Below are 13469 nucleotides of genomic sequence, written 5' to 3'. Positions count from 1 at the left end.
AAATCATCTCCAAGGGAGAGGACTTTCCTTTTTTTCACTCACTTTCCTTTCCCCTGGAGAGGCGTTGGCGGTAAGGCTAACTCCTGTCTACAAACTTCTTATTGTTCTCGTTATACCTGTCGCCGATGTTGGGATATTTGAGCAGGAGGGCCTCGATGTTTTGCTTGTCTTGCACGGTTACCTGTACATCAACACTGCCTGCGTTGTCTTTCAGCTTGTCCTGTTTTTTAGTACCGGGGATGGGGATAATGTTATCGCCCTGCGCCAGCACCCAGGCCAATGCCAATTGCGCCGGCGAGCAGCCTTTCTGCCGGGCCAGTTCAGCAAAACCTTCGGCCAATTTGGTGTTGTTGTCCTGGTGTTCCTGCTGGTAGCGTGGCAGGTTCTTACGAAAATCGTTGGCAGCCAGTTCGTCCAGTTTCAGCGTGTTGGTCATGAGGCCGCGCGCAAGCGGGCTAAAGGGCACAAATGTGATGCCCAGCTCTTTACACAGGGGCAATATTTCCGCCTCCACATCGCGGGTGAGCAGTGAATATTCGCTTTGCAGCGCGCTGATCGGGTGAACGGCGTTCGCTTTTCGGATGGATGTTGCTGAAGCTTCCGACAGTCCCAGGTACCTCACTTTGCCCTGGGTAACCAGTTCGGCCATGGCGCCAACCATTTCCTCAACCGGCACATTAGGGTCGATGCGGTGGGCGTAGTAAAGGTCGATGGTATCGATCTTCAGGCGTTTGAGGCTGGCCTCCACGGCTTGCTTGATGTAAGCGGGCCGTGCATCGAATCCTGTTAAGCGGGCATCGGCATCGGTCCGGAAGCCAAACTTTGTGGCAATAAATATTTTATCACGGTTTTCAGTTAGCACTTTGGAGATCAGCTCTTCGTTTTTGCCGTTGCCATACACATCGGCAGTGTCCCAAAAGTTGATGCCGAGGTCCAGAGCAAGGTGGAGGGTGCGGATGGATTCCGGATCATCGGGAGTACCGTAGGCGTGACTCATGCTCATGCAGCCAAGACCAATGGCCGACAGTTGCTCGTTTTTTGCAAAAGTTCTGTATTTCATAAATGGTAATGTTATTTTAGCCGGAAATAGCGCAATATCTTAATAAAAGCGCGGGCGGGTTTAATCGGTTTGTAAAATTTGAAAAAACACTACTAATAAACCATGTCATCCCGAACGATAGAGAGGGAACTTATACGCCGCGTATCGGAACTATGCATAACGTTTAAGATTTCTCGTCGCTACGCTCACTCGAAATGACATTGATTAATTTACCTATGAAAAAAATCATCAACACGGGCCTCATCGGTTTCGGCAATTCGGGCCAAACTTTTTTTGCGCCCTTTATTGAGGCTGACCCGGGTTTTAAGCTGGCAAGCATCAGCACAAGCGACCCGGCTAAAGCGGCGAAGGCTAACGAAGTATATCCAAACGCCAAAGTAGTACAAACCGCCGACGACGTTATTAACGATCCGGGTATCGATCTGGTGCTGGTAGGGTCCCCCAATACGTCCCATTTCGATTTGACCAGGAAAGCTTTGCTTGCGGGAAAGCATGTACTGGTGGAAAAGCCGTTCACGATAACCAGCGCCGAGGCTGATGAACTCATCGCGTTAGCAAAACAGCAGAATAGGGTTTTGTCGGTGCATCATAACCGCCGGTTCGACAGCGGGCATAATACCATTAAAAAGGTTTTGGCAAGTGGCGTGCTGGGCAAACTCGTGGAGATGGAGGTACACTATGACCGCTACCGCCTTGGCCTGCGCCCACAGGCCTGGCGCGAGAAGCCGCTGCCGGGCTCCGGTATATTTTATGACCTGGGGGCCCACCTGATAGATGCCTCACTCGAGCTTTTTGGTAAACCAACCGAACTCACCTGCATGATGACCACCCAGCGCCCCGGCGGACTGGAGGTTGAAGATAATTACGAACTGATATTATGGTATCCCGGCCTGAAAGTAACCCTTAAGGGCGGCATGCTGGTGAAAGAAGCAGGGCCGGTTTATACGCTGTATGGTTATGACGGTACTTTCATAAAATATGGCATGGACGTACAGGAGGAGGCTTTGAAAGCGGGCCACAAACCAACTGAACCCGGCTGGGGCGTGGAACCTGAATCGATATGGGGACATGTGACGCGTGACGTGGACGGCAAGACGGTGACCGAGGTGATCCCGAGCGAACCCGGGCGTTACCAGGACCTGTTCCGCAATGTGTATGAGGCCATTGCCGAAGGTAAACCGCTTATTGTTCAGCCGGAACACGCACGAACGACTATACGCATTATCGAACTGGCTTTTCAGAGCAGCCAGGAGAAAAGGACGGTGAGTTATAGTGATTGATTTGATTCAATTAACGGGTTGAGTAAAGCCATGTTCATACTGGTCAACTTATTCAGATCAATCGGCCAAAAAAATGTAATTTTGCAACCTCAATAATAACACACTATGTACAACACGTTGAAACCAGTGCTGGAAAAGGAGCTTGCTGAGATAGAAAGCGCCGGACTTTACAAACGGGAACGCATTATTACCAGCCCACAGGGCGCCGATATAACGGTGCAGGGAGGCAAGGAGGTTATCAATTTTTGCGCCAACAATTACCTGGGGCTTTCGGGCAACAAAAAGGTAATAGATGCTGCCAAAGCAGTAATGGACACGCACGGCTACGGGCTATCGTCGGTACGGTTTATTTGCGGCACACAGGATATTCACAAGCAACTTGAAGCTAAGATAGCGGAGTTCCTTGGTACAGAGGACACGATCTTATATGCAGCTGCCTTTGACGCTAATGGCGGTGTTTTTGAGCCCTTGTTTAACGAGCAGGACGCCATCATATCGGACGAACTCAACCATGCGTCGATCATCGACGGTGTGAGACTATGCAAGGCGCAGCGCCAGCGCTACAAACATGATGACATGGCCGACCTGGAGGAAAAACTAAAAGCAACGCAGGACTGCCGTCACCGTATCATCGTTACCGATGGGGCATTCAGCATGGATGGGACCATTGCGCAATTGGATAAGATATGTGAGCTGGCCGAAAAATACAATTCGCTGGTGATGATAGACGAGAGCCACTGCTCGGGTTTTATGGGCAAAACGGGCAGGGGCACGCACGAGCATCACAATGTGATGGGCAAGATCGACATTATTACAGGCACGCTTGGCAAGGCCCTGGGGGGTGCATCGGGTGGCTTTACCTCGGGCCGTAAGGAAATTATTGACATGCTGAGGCAGCGGTCGCGGCCATACCTGTTCAGCAATACGCTTGCGCCGGCTATTACGGGCGCATCCATAGCGGTGCTGGATATGTTGAGTGAGACTACGGAACTGCGGGATAAGCTTGAAAAAAATACACAATACTTTCGCAGCAAAATGACGGAGGCCGGTTTCGACATCAAACCGGGTGTTCACCCCATAGTACCGGTAATGCTGTACGACGCCAAACTGAGCCAGGAGTTTGCCGCCAAAATGCTGGATGAGGGAATCTATGTGACCGGCTTTTACTACCCGGTAGTACCGCAGGGCAAGGCGAGGATACGTGTACAGATATCTGCCGCGCACGACATGCATCATTTGGATAAGGCCATAGCAGCGTTTACCAAAGTGGGGAGAGAATTAGGGGTTATCAAATAAGACATTATGCAGGACAAAATAAACCAATACACAGCCGAAATTAAAGCCGCCAACCCGGCAAATGCTGCGGAACTGGAAGAATTCAGGATAAAGTACCTGGGCACTAAGGGTATTATTAAGGACCTGTTTGACGAATTCAGGACCGTAAGTCCCGAAGAAAAGCGGGTGCTGGGTAAAGTGCTGAACGAGTTTAAGCAGTTAGCCGAAGCGAAATACGCTGAACTTAAAGAGAGCCAGGAATCAAGAGCCAAGAGCCAAGACATTGATATTGACCTGACTTTACCCGGCGAAGGCTTTGAATTGGGCTCGCGTCACCCGCTATCATTAACCCGTATAGAGATCATCGATATTTTCAAGCGCCTGGGTTTCGTGGTAGCCGAAGGACCCGAGATCGAGGACGACTGGCATAATTTTTCGGCACTGAACTTCCCCGAAGAGCACCCTGCGCGGGATATGCAGGACACTTTCTTCATCAAAAAGAACAGCGGTAAGGACGATATCGCTTTGCGTACACATACTTCGTCGGTACAGGTGCGGATGATGGAGAGCGGCAAACCACCATTCAGGGCTATTATGCCCGGCCGCGTTTACCGCAACGAGGCTATATCGGCCCGCGCGCATTGCTTTTTCCACCAGGTGGAGGGCCTGTACGTGGACGAGAACGTATCCTTCTCCGATCTTAAACAAACCCTTTACCATTTCGTGCAGGAGCTTTACGGCGAAGGCACCAAAGTAAGGTTCCGCCCGTCGTATTTCCCGTTTACCGAGCCGTCGGCCGAAATGGACATCAGCTGCACCATTTGCGGCGGTCCGGGCTGCAATATGTGTAAATATACCGGCTGGGTGGAAATACTGGGCTGCGGCATGGTCGACCCGAACGTATTGGAAAACTGTGGTATCGACAGCAAGAAATACACCGGCTTCGCCTTCGGTATGGGTATAGAAAGGATCACCAATTTAAAATATGTGATACGCGATCTGCGTTTATTCTCTGAAAACGACGTACGCTTTTTAAAGCAGTTCCAGACAGAAATAATATGACGCGTAAAATTGCCCTGCTGGCGTTATTGATGTCCACCTTTTTTGCCTGCGGCAAAGGGGGCGACGTCATCCCCAACGTGTCGGTCAACTTCCAGGCAAATATCAACGACCCGCGGCTGGCCGCCCTCCATAGCCCCGGTGGCGCCGTAATTATCGATGGCTACGGCGTGGCAGGGCTTATCCTGTACCGCGAGGCCGACCAATCCTATGCCGCGTACGACCGCTGCAGCAGTTATCAGCCTCAAAATCACTGCGCCGTCAACCTCGATAATAACACGCTTACCGCAACCGACCCCTGCTCAGGCTCCAAGTTCTCACTCATCGACGGCACGCCCGTAAAGGCCCCCGCCACACGCTCGTTACGCACATATAGTGTAAATGTGAGTAATTTTGAGATATTTGTATCAAACTGATACATGGAAGCCGACAAGATAAAGGAAAGTATAAAGGGAGCCGCGAAGGAATTGTTTCGCAAATTCGGGTACCACAAAACAAGCGTAAACGAAATTGCCAAAAAGGCCAGGATAGCCAAAGCCACCATCTACAAATACTTCGACAGCAAGGAGGCCGTGCTGCACGCCCTGCTGATGGAGTACATTAAAGTGAACGTGGACGAACTGGTGCACGGCAACATGAACGAGATAGACGAAGAGGCGCACCTTAACAACCTCATCATGAAAACCTGCCGCCTCAGCTACACCGTTTGTAACGAATTTATCGGCTGGGACTTCATCCGCGAATCGGCTAACTCGCAGGAGTTCCTGCGCAACCTATCCAACGAGCTCGAGGACCTGCTGGTAAGCTCCTTTATGCAATTGGGCGGGGGCATGCGCAAAAGCGACAATTATTCGCAACGCATACGCTTCCTCATCAAATGCAGCAAAAGCATCGTGTTCAGCTTTGCCTTTACCTCTGTCAGCGACTCCGATGTGCGCAAAAACTTCGTATCCTTCCAGAAAGAGATATTGCCGTACCTGGTAAAAGCCGCATTAACCGTTTAGCTTATGGCCCATGGGCGATGGATGATAGCTGCATCTGCCGGTTCATTCACCACTTTTATAAAATTTGCATCCGCGCTTGCAGGGTGTATAAGATTTCTCCTTACCCCGGTACACCACCCTCGCTATTCGTTAGAAATAACATAATTTTTAAAGAGCACACGTGACAGGAGTGCGCCGGGGAGGAAAAGCCCGCCCTCAGATTAAATAAAATGTCATTTCGATAGAGCATGGGTTGTCGGTGCGGCTGCGCGAAAGAGAAATCTTATAAAATTCGCACCCGCACTATGCAGGGTGTTTAAGATTTCTCCTCACCCCGGTACACCATCCCGCTGTTCGTTCGAAATGACATAATTTTTTTAAGGAGCTTGGTTTTTATTTAACGTATGTGTGTGCAAGCGATGAGGTATTTAATTTACTTTGCCTGGTTTATCTCTTCCTCGCCCTTACTTGCGGCATTAAAAGAAGCGTCATCATTTTGCTTCTTCTTGGCATCTTTTATCTTGTCCAGGAATTTAATAATATATGGAGCGGCCCCATCCGATTTATACTGAATGCCGATGTCTGTAAGCACGGCAATACCCTGCCGGGTTGCATTGGAATCGTTGATATTAATGACCATTATAGCAAACTTGTTCAGCAGGTGTATCTTTTCCTGTAGTGTGCCGTCCGTATATCGTTTATAAATAAAAGGCCAGTTCTTAATATCCGCCTTTTTCCCATAAAGCACAAAAATGCCTTCCGTTAATTCACCTTCATTGTCTTTTTCAAGAGTTTTTGCCGCAGTTATAGCCTTTGTTTCGTCAATACGGCTTATTCCGAATAACGCCGCCGCCTGTACATTGTACGATTCGCTCTTTAGTGCTGAATAAAATACAGGTAAATTCTCCGCATTGTTATATTTAGCCAACACCTGCAATACTGCCGTTTTAGTTTGATTGTTTTGTTCCGATTGGGCTAACGCGGCTAATTTGGGCTGGGCTTTGATCTTCATCGCCGAGTCGGCCGATTCGATCAGTCGTACAGCCTTCTTTCGCAAACCGGGGAACTTATCGTTAATAGCCGCCAGTATTACTTTTTGAGCGGTCGTATCCCTCAGGTTCTTTCCAGCCGCATCAATGGCCTCCAGCCGGTCCATGTACAGGGGCGCATGAAAGTATTGATAGGCTAACTCCTCCAGCGGTTTATTGTCCGTTTTCTGGCACACCAACATCTTGTCGGCATCGACATTCACCAGGTCGGGCTTTCTGTCCAAATGGAATCTCAAAGTGTCATTTTTATCAGCAAGCCAAACTTTATGGCGGGCGGCCTTGCTATCACTATAAATATCGACAGCCAAAGGAACTTTAAATATTTGGCCCTCCTGTTGTTGTTGAATGTAAACCGATTCCATCTTCGAGACCTCATCCCATTTGTAACTGATATTTAGAACAGGGTGCCCTGCCCCAAAATACCATTCATTAAAAAACCAGTTCAAATCACGGCCGCTGGCTTCTTCCATTGCCAGCCTAAGCTGGGTCGTTTCGGCGTTTTTTAATGCGTTGGTGGTAAGGTAAATGTGTAGTCCTTTATAAAATGCCTCGTTTCCTAAATAATTACGCAGCATATTTAAAATTCTGCCCCCTTTCTGATAGGTTACACCGGTAAACATATCAGCGGGTTCTTTGATATTGTAATTAACCAAAGGTTTGGTGTAATTGTTCTTGTCGCCGAGATATCCGTTCAAACCTCCCGCAACGTGTTCTCCTGCCGCATCCTTCCCGTATTTATGCTCTAACCAGATGATCTCACCAAAATCGGCAAATGATTCATTCAGGGTCAGGTTAGACCAGTTTTTTGCGGTTACATAGTCGCCGAACCACTGGTGGAATAATTCATGTTCGATACCGGCATTGAAATATTGGTCCGCTAACTCGCGTACACTGCCCTGGAAAGGATTACCAAATACAGTGGCGGTGGTATTTTCCATGGCACCGCTTACATAATCGCTAACCGCGATCTCGGCTTCCTTGTTCCACGGAAAATTGACCCCGAGGGTTTTTGAAAAAAATTCCATCGCCTCTGGCGTTTCCCCGAATATTTTTTTTGCATACGGCGCATATTTGGGATCGAGGTAATAATCTACCGGTTTGCCGCGCCAATGATCATGATAGATATGAAAATTGCCTACGGCCATCATAAAAAGATAAGGTGCATTAGGCTTCTCCATCTTCCAGGTGTCAGTACGCGTTCCATCTGAATTGCTTTTCTGCGAGGCCAGCCTTCCGTTTGAAAGCGTCACGTATTTAGCAGGAACGGTCATACTGATCTGCGAAGGAGCTTTTTCATCAGGACGGTCGATGGTAGGGAACCAGCCGGATGAACTTTCCGGTTCTCCTTCTGTCCATATCTGGGTTGGTTTATTTTTTTCCCTGCCCTGCGGGTTAATAAAGTAAACACCATGTTCGTTTTTCTTTACTCCCTTCCGTTGGTTGGGTTTAGCCGTATAGTTTATGAACAAGGTGTAGTTTTCTCCGGGTGAGTAAGATTTGTTAAGCCTGATGCGGAGCTTAAGACTATCGTATATAAATTTTAACGGGAACTTTTGCGTCCCCTTTATTATCGCAACCTCGCCAATATCCATACCCTTCGCATCGAGCGTCAACGAATCGGTTTGGTAAAAGTGGGGCGTCAGCGTCACCCACTCTTTTCCGTATACGTAACATTTTTCATAGTCGAACCGGACATCAAGGCGTGTAAACACCAGGTCGTTGATCTTATCCGGCGTTTGGTATGACTGTGCATTAAGTGCCGTAATCAGTAAAATCTGTAAGGCAATCAAAGGGAATATCTTTTTCATCACTAACATTAGTTTGTCAAATATAGTACTATTTATTACATAGTACTATAAAATATTATTTTTATTTTTTTTCGCCGCCTATAACCGAAAGGCAGAGCGAGCCATTGTTGTTCTTATCCGCAGCGGCTACATCTGCCGCAGCAGAAAGAGTAGTTGTTCCCCCGCACCTGCGCAACCCATTCACTATTCACCAATCACCCCCTATCGTGTCTTTCTGACACAACGAGCTATCGGGATCGCAACTCCGCCATTACAACCGTTAGTTAAACTTAGAGCATTTAGAAAAATTTGTTATCTTGCAGGCATTAACCTGGCTTTATTAAATGAAATATCTATTCAACCTAAGTATCCTTATCGCATTTACACTAACCGCATGTTCAAAGAAAAGCGGCGATGTACCACCGAAAAACAGTGTAAATATTAACGGCACCCAGTACCCAACAGTTACCATTGGTAGCCAAACCTGGACAACAGTAAACTATAATGGCCCCGGAGGAATTAACTACGACAATGAGGCTAACAACCCGGTATACGGCAAACTATATACTTTTGCCGAAGCGCAAGCCATTCAGCTTCCGGCAGGATGGAGGTTGCCAACAAAAGACGATTTTAATAAGTTAATAGGCGTACTGGGCTCTCCCGCAATTCCGAGCGAGATCACTTCCCTTGTTGATGAGAACGTAACCAAATCGCTGCTCTCTACCTCAACCTGGACTTATAAATCAGGCACCAATTCCAGCGGTTTTAACCTTGTTTCAGCAGGGTTTTACTCAAATTTTTACGGCAAAACCGTAAATAAGGGAGACAGAACAGCTTTCTATACACAAACTCTTTTCAATGTCGGCGGGAATATTCCCTATGTGGTTTCGGTATATGAATACCCTAACGAGGTGGACATGGCTTTTGACACAAGTACCTTTGGAAAAGATGACCGCCTGTCTATACGTTTAGTTAAGGACAATTAACATATAAAGCTCACCGGTGTACGCGCCGCGTGTGGCTAAACTTTCCCAACCCGAACAGGTAAACAGGCTGCTTACCAGTTACCTCATCAAGGGATCAGCATAGCGGCCCCCCTGCTATTGCGCATTGCCCACCGCGCCCCCTCCCAAGAGGGGAATTTAATTTTTTGTCCCCCCGCAGGGTCTTCCGCAGGAGACCCTGCGGCGGAGAAACCCAACTCCGGGCAATTCTTTAATTCCATCCAGGGCATCCGCATGGCGGCGACGCTTGCCGTAGGGAGAAGTCAGCTATTCCACCACGCCAGCCCGCCCCCATTCACCATTCACTATTCACCATTCACCTCCCCCTATCGTGTCTTTCTGACACAATAATTTTTAAACACCGTGTTATTTCGGATTTATTTTCGGTATTATTGTTTAACACAACCTCTTTAAACCAATACCGATATATGAACCTGTATGCAAAACGCTTATCCGCCCGTATAAGCCGTTATGCGCTGGCCCTGCTGATAATGCCGGCAATGCACCACGCCGCGCAGGCGCAAACTGTAAACCAGCCGGCCCGGCCGCGCATTGTGGTAACTGCCGACCCCGAGCTGGATGACAACAACTCGATGATCCGTTTCCTGCTTTACAGCAGCGACGTAGAGGTTGAGGGCCTGGTTTATGCCAGCAGCGCCTTCCACTGGAAGGGCGACGGGAAGGGTACCAAATGGTTTGTGCCAGGCAGGGAATATGCGCGTTTCGGCTTAAATTTATGCCCGTGCGAGTCGTGGCGGTGGGCAAAGGACGAGCGTTTTATTCACAACGCGGTGGAGGCCTATGCCAAAGTGTACCCCAATTTAAAGATACATAACCCGGCCTACCCTTCGCCCCAGCTGCTGCTTTCGAAGATAAGGTATGGCAATATCCAGTTCGACGGGGATATCTCTAAGGACTCGCCAGGTTCCGACCTCATCCGGTCGCTGATGTTGGATGATAAACCGGGGCAGCTATACATTACCGCCTGGGGCGGGCAAAGCACCATTGCCCGCGCGCTGAAATCGATACAGGAGCAATACCAGTATACGACGGATTGGGAACGCATCAGGGCGAAGATCTCGCGGAAAGTGGTTTTGCTTCCCTCGGGCGACCAGGACGATACGTATGCTACGTATATAAAACCCAACTGGCCCGGTATTGAATACCGGCAGTTTCGCGGCGGGCCAAATTACGGTTACGGTGCGCAGCTGAGGGCCAAACCGGAAGATTCGGTATACATGACGGCTGCCTGGATGAAGGCAAACGTAAGCAGCAGGGGCCCGCTTGGCGCCTTGTACCGTGTTTGGGGCGATGGCAAGCAGATGGTAAAGGGCGATATTATGGACTATTTCGGCATAGCAGGGCATACTACTGATGAACTGCGGAAAATGGGTTACGTGGTTTGGATGCCCGTGCAGGAGCAGGGATCGTGGCTGGGTGAAGGCGACGACCCAACGTTTATGGATATGCTGGGTAATGGCTTGCGCGCTTACGAGGTTGGATCGTACGGCGGCTGGGGCGGCCGTGCAGTAGTTGACCCCAATGCTAAAAATATCTTTTTTCAAACGGGTGATACCTCATCAAGCGCTATGGCAGCCACGCTCAGCTCGTCTGCGGCGCAGGCAAATAAAGTTGCGGATGCTATGGCTTATCCAAATTTTTTCCCTGCGGCACAGCAGGATTTTGCCGCGCGGCTGAAGTGGTCGGTAACGCCAAAATATTCAGGCGCCAACCACGAACCGGTAGTAACCATCGAGGGTCCCCTCAGCATCATGGCCTCGGCCGGCGAAAAGATACGCCTCAACGGCACCGCCTCCGACCCCGACGGGAATTCCCTTACGGTAAAATGGTGGCAGTTCCGGTCGGGCACCTACCCCGGCACCGTCGATATCACTAATGCCACCGCCATGCAGGCCGGGGCCCAGATACCTAAGGATGCCCTGCCGGGCCAAACGATACACCTGGTGTTCGAGGCAACGGACAACGGCTCGCCATCGCTCACCCGGTACCAGCGGGTAATAGTTACGGTGCGGTAATTGGAGCCGGGCGTTTATTTTCTGTTGCATACTGAAAATACAATTGCCCCGCTTGTCGCACGTCATGCCGTCACGGCTTTACGTACGCCAGCACCACGCATCCATTTTTAAACACCCTGGTCTCCGTTATTGGGTGTACAAGTAGCTTATTCGATTCGAGCTAAAACCGCGCCGGCTAAACCAAAATATTTTCTATTGAAAAAGAAATAATTATGGTTAACACGCATTTTATTTAATTTATTGATAATCAGATAATTAGTTAATAAATGAGCCGAATTGTGTTAACCACGTTAACCCTTGATCGTTTCTTCAGCTTAACGGAAAAACGTGCTTCTTACTGAATTTCCAGAGCGGAGATGGTTTCGTTCCCCGCAATGATGGCCCGTTGAAACTCCCGCATCCCAACTCCGACATTACTCTCTTTCGTAAAACATAACTCCAAAAAGCCCACTCCGGCACACCTATTGCATAGTTGTAACCCGCAACTATTTTTTATTGCGCAAATAATTTTATATTTTTATACTGATCGGTAACGGTATAGTAACCCCTGTTAAAGTAAATTATTGATGAGAAAAAGATTACCTATAGCATTATTATGCGTGGTACTTTCTATATCTGTCTCAAGCTGCCGAAAATCAGCCGGTACCGATAGTGGCAACATCGTATTAATTGACAACGATACGCAAGCTATTCAAAGTCAGCTCAATGCCGGCGACGTTACACTGGAAGCGGGAAAAACCTACCACGTAACCGGGTTAAAACTTACCCATTCGCTCGATCTGAATGGCGCCACCATCAACCTAATCACCAATAATCCCTACAGTTATGCCATAACCGTGTCAGCCCCCGGAGTGCGGGTAAGTAACGGAACAATTACCGGGAACTGGAACAACCAGAACCCGGGCAATGCCAGCGGCTATGGCGCCATCAATATCACTGCCTCCAAATGCGCTGTCTTCCACGTCAATATATCCGCTTTTTCATCCTATGGTATTTATGCCGCCGCGGTCGACAGTACATCGGTAACTTATTGCAGTATCTCCAATACGGGCTATATCGGCTTCTTTTTTAATGCCGAAAATGCGGTAACATCCGGCGGTACGTTTAGCAATAATACCGTCGACCGCAGTATGCTGCCTCCCGCAACCGTCCAGCAAATGGCCGTGGGCATCAGGGGTAACCTCTCCAACAGCGCCATCACGACTTCGGGCTGGGTAATAGCTAACAATACCATTAAAATGCCCGTCAATCCAACCGATCTTTCTGCCCAGGGCATGGAACTGAGGCGCTGCAATAGCACCCGGATCGAGAGCAATACCACCACGTCGGGGGCCATCGGCATTAGCATGGTCGACTGCTCGGGCAATACCGTAAAGGGAAACATTTGCAATAATGTGAGCCAGGAAGGAATAGAATACGCTAACTGCCAGTCGTGCACCGGGCAAAACAATGTCGTATCCGGCTCGGGCACCGTAGGCGAACTGATAGACGGCGACATGGGTTCAAATAACATACAGATAACCGGCGATAAAATTTCGGGTACTGCCATGGAATGCATCCAGGCCTGGCATCAAACAAAAAACCTAACTATTTCGGCTTGCACACTGTCCACATCGTCGCCTAATAGTTTTGCTATCAACCTTCAAAAGGCAAACCTGGTAAAGGTGATCAATTGCGATATCAACGGCAACGGCATAGGTAATGCCGCCATCCAACTGGATAATTGCCCCGGCAACCTGACAGTAACCGGCGGAACGATAACCAGCTTCAAAAGCAGCGTGCTGTATATTTACAACTCCACTCCCGGGCTTATTACCGATAATATAACTGTGTCGGGGGTAAAAATAAGCAGCGTACCGCAAGGCTTCACCTATGTGCTCGATAACGGCGGCCTGCTGGGCTCAAACATCCATGTAGCCTTGTAGTGCATGATTTT

10 protein-coding genes are annotated in these 13469 nt (G+C 48.9%); 8 read left to right on the top strand and 2 right to left on the bottom strand.

Annotation, left to right across the window (positions count from 1 at the left end):
• Positions 1-76: 76 nt before the first annotated feature.
• Positions 77-1060: an aldo/keto reductase gene (locus FRZ54_RS08930; RefSeq protein ID WP_147031281.1), complete on the bottom strand. Its 984-nt coding sequence runs from the start codon at positions 1058-1060 to the stop codon at positions 77-79.
• Between the two features lie 215 nt (positions 1061-1275).
• Here FRZ54_RS08930 and FRZ54_RS08925 point away from each other — a divergent pair, with 215 nt between their 5' ends.
• From FRZ54_RS08925 to FRZ54_RS08905, 5 genes are all read left to right on the top strand, one after another.
• Positions 1276-2340, top strand: coding sequence for a Gfo/Idh/MocA family oxidoreductase (locus FRZ54_RS08925; protein WP_147031280.1), 1065 nt, complete (start codon positions 1276-1278; stop codon positions 2338-2340).
• Between the two features lie 105 nt (positions 2341-2445).
• On the top strand, positions 2446-3636 hold the full coding sequence (gene kbl / locus FRZ54_RS08920; protein ID WP_147031279.1) for a glycine C-acetyltransferase: 1191 nt from the start codon (positions 2446-2448) through the stop codon (positions 3634-3636).
• A gap of 6 nt (positions 3637-3642) precedes the next feature.
• The gene (gene pheS, locus FRZ54_RS08915) at positions 3643-4677 is read left to right on the top strand and encodes a phenylalanine--tRNA ligase subunit alpha (protein WP_187359799.1); all 1035 of its coding nucleotides are present in this window, start codon (positions 3643-3645) and stop codon (positions 4675-4677) included.
• Positions 4674-5090 (top strand): Rieske (2Fe-2S) protein, encoded by a 417-nt coding sequence (locus FRZ54_RS08910; protein WP_147031277.1) that lies wholly within the window; start codon positions 4674-4676, stop codon positions 5088-5090. Before pheS ends, FRZ54_RS08910 begins: the two co-directional genes overlap by 4 nt.
• 3 nt (positions 5091-5093) lie before the next feature.
• Complete coding sequence (locus FRZ54_RS08905; RefSeq protein WP_147031276.1) at positions 5094-5678, top strand: TetR/AcrR family transcriptional regulator; 585 nt, start codon at positions 5094-5096, stop codon at positions 5676-5678.
• A gap of 412 nt (positions 5679-6090) precedes the next feature.
• Here the strand turns inward: FRZ54_RS08905 and FRZ54_RS08900 are convergent, their stop codons facing one another.
• Positions 6091-8514 carry a M1 family metallopeptidase gene (locus FRZ54_RS08900; protein WP_228462666.1) on the bottom strand — a complete coding sequence of 808 codons (2424 nt, stop codon included), beginning with the start codon at positions 8512-8514 and terminating at the stop codon, positions 6091-6093.
• A 323-nt stretch (positions 8515-8837) separates the two neighbouring features.
• Between FRZ54_RS08900 and FRZ54_RS08895 the strand changes: the two genes are divergently transcribed.
• The 3 genes from FRZ54_RS08895 (at position 8838) to FRZ54_RS08885 (ending at position 13458) form a co-directional block, all read left to right on the top strand.
• Positions 8838-9479: an FISUMP domain-containing protein gene (locus FRZ54_RS08895; RefSeq protein WP_147031274.1), complete on the top strand. Its 642-nt coding sequence runs from the start codon at positions 8838-8840 to the stop codon at positions 9477-9479.
• Positions 9480-9925: 446 nt separating this feature from the next.
• The gene (locus tag FRZ54_RS08890) at positions 9926-11533 is read left to right on the top strand and encodes a DUF1593 domain-containing protein (protein ID WP_147031273.1); all 1608 of its coding nucleotides are present in this window, start codon (positions 9926-9928) and stop codon (positions 11531-11533) included.
• 566 nt (positions 11534-12099) lie between these two features.
• Entirely contained in the window at positions 12100-13458 is a 1359-nt protein-coding gene (locus FRZ54_RS08885) for a right-handed parallel beta-helix repeat-containing protein (RefSeq protein WP_147031272.1), read from the top strand.
• Positions 13459-13469 lie beyond the last annotated feature (11 nt).

This window comes from Mucilaginibacter ginsenosidivorans, assembly GCF_007971025.1.
Classification (GTDB): Bacteria; Bacteroidota; Bacteroidia; order Sphingobacteriales; family Sphingobacteriaceae; genus Mucilaginibacter; species Mucilaginibacter ginsenosidivorans.
Note: the sequence above shows the minus strand (reverse complement) of the source record. Positions and strands in the feature narration are given on the sequence as shown.

What these genes read in the sequence shown, in the direction of transcription:
- FRZ54_RS08885 (WP_147031272.1), top strand. Translation starts at nt 12,100, where the DNA reads ATGAGAAAAAGATTACCTATAGCATTATTATGCGTGGTACTTTCTATA.
- kbl (WP_147031279.1), top strand. Translation starts at nt 2,446, where the DNA reads ATGTACAACACGTTGAAACCAGTGCTGGAAAAGGAGCTTGCTGAGATA.
- FRZ54_RS08890 (WP_147031273.1), top strand. Translation starts at nt 9,926, where the DNA reads ATGAACCTGTATGCAAAACGCTTATCCGCCCGTATAAGCCGTTATGCG.
- FRZ54_RS08905 (WP_147031276.1), top strand. Translation starts at nt 5,094, where the DNA reads ATGGAAGCCGACAAGATAAAGGAAAGTATAAAGGGAGCCGCGAAGGAA.
- FRZ54_RS08925 (WP_147031280.1), top strand. Translation starts at nt 1,276, where the DNA reads ATGAAAAAAATCATCAACACGGGCCTCATCGGTTTCGGCAATTCGGGC.
- FRZ54_RS08930 (WP_147031281.1), bottom strand. Translation starts at nt 1,060, where the DNA reads ATGAAATACAGAACTTTTGCAAAAAACGAGCAACTGTCGGCCATTGGT.
- FRZ54_RS08910 (WP_147031277.1), top strand. Translation starts at nt 4,674, where the DNA reads ATGACGCGTAAAATTGCCCTGCTGGCGTTATTGATGTCCACCTTTTTT.
- FRZ54_RS08900 (WP_228462666.1), bottom strand. Translation starts at nt 8,514, where the DNA reads ATGAAAAAGATATTCCCTTTGATTGCCTTACAGATTTTACTGATTACG.
- FRZ54_RS08895 (WP_147031274.1), top strand. Translation starts at nt 8,838, where the DNA reads ATGAAATATCTATTCAACCTAAGTATCCTTATCGCATTTACACTAACC.
- pheS (WP_187359799.1), top strand. Translation starts at nt 3,643, where the DNA reads ATGCAGGACAAAATAAACCAATACACAGCCGAAATTAAAGCCGCCAAC.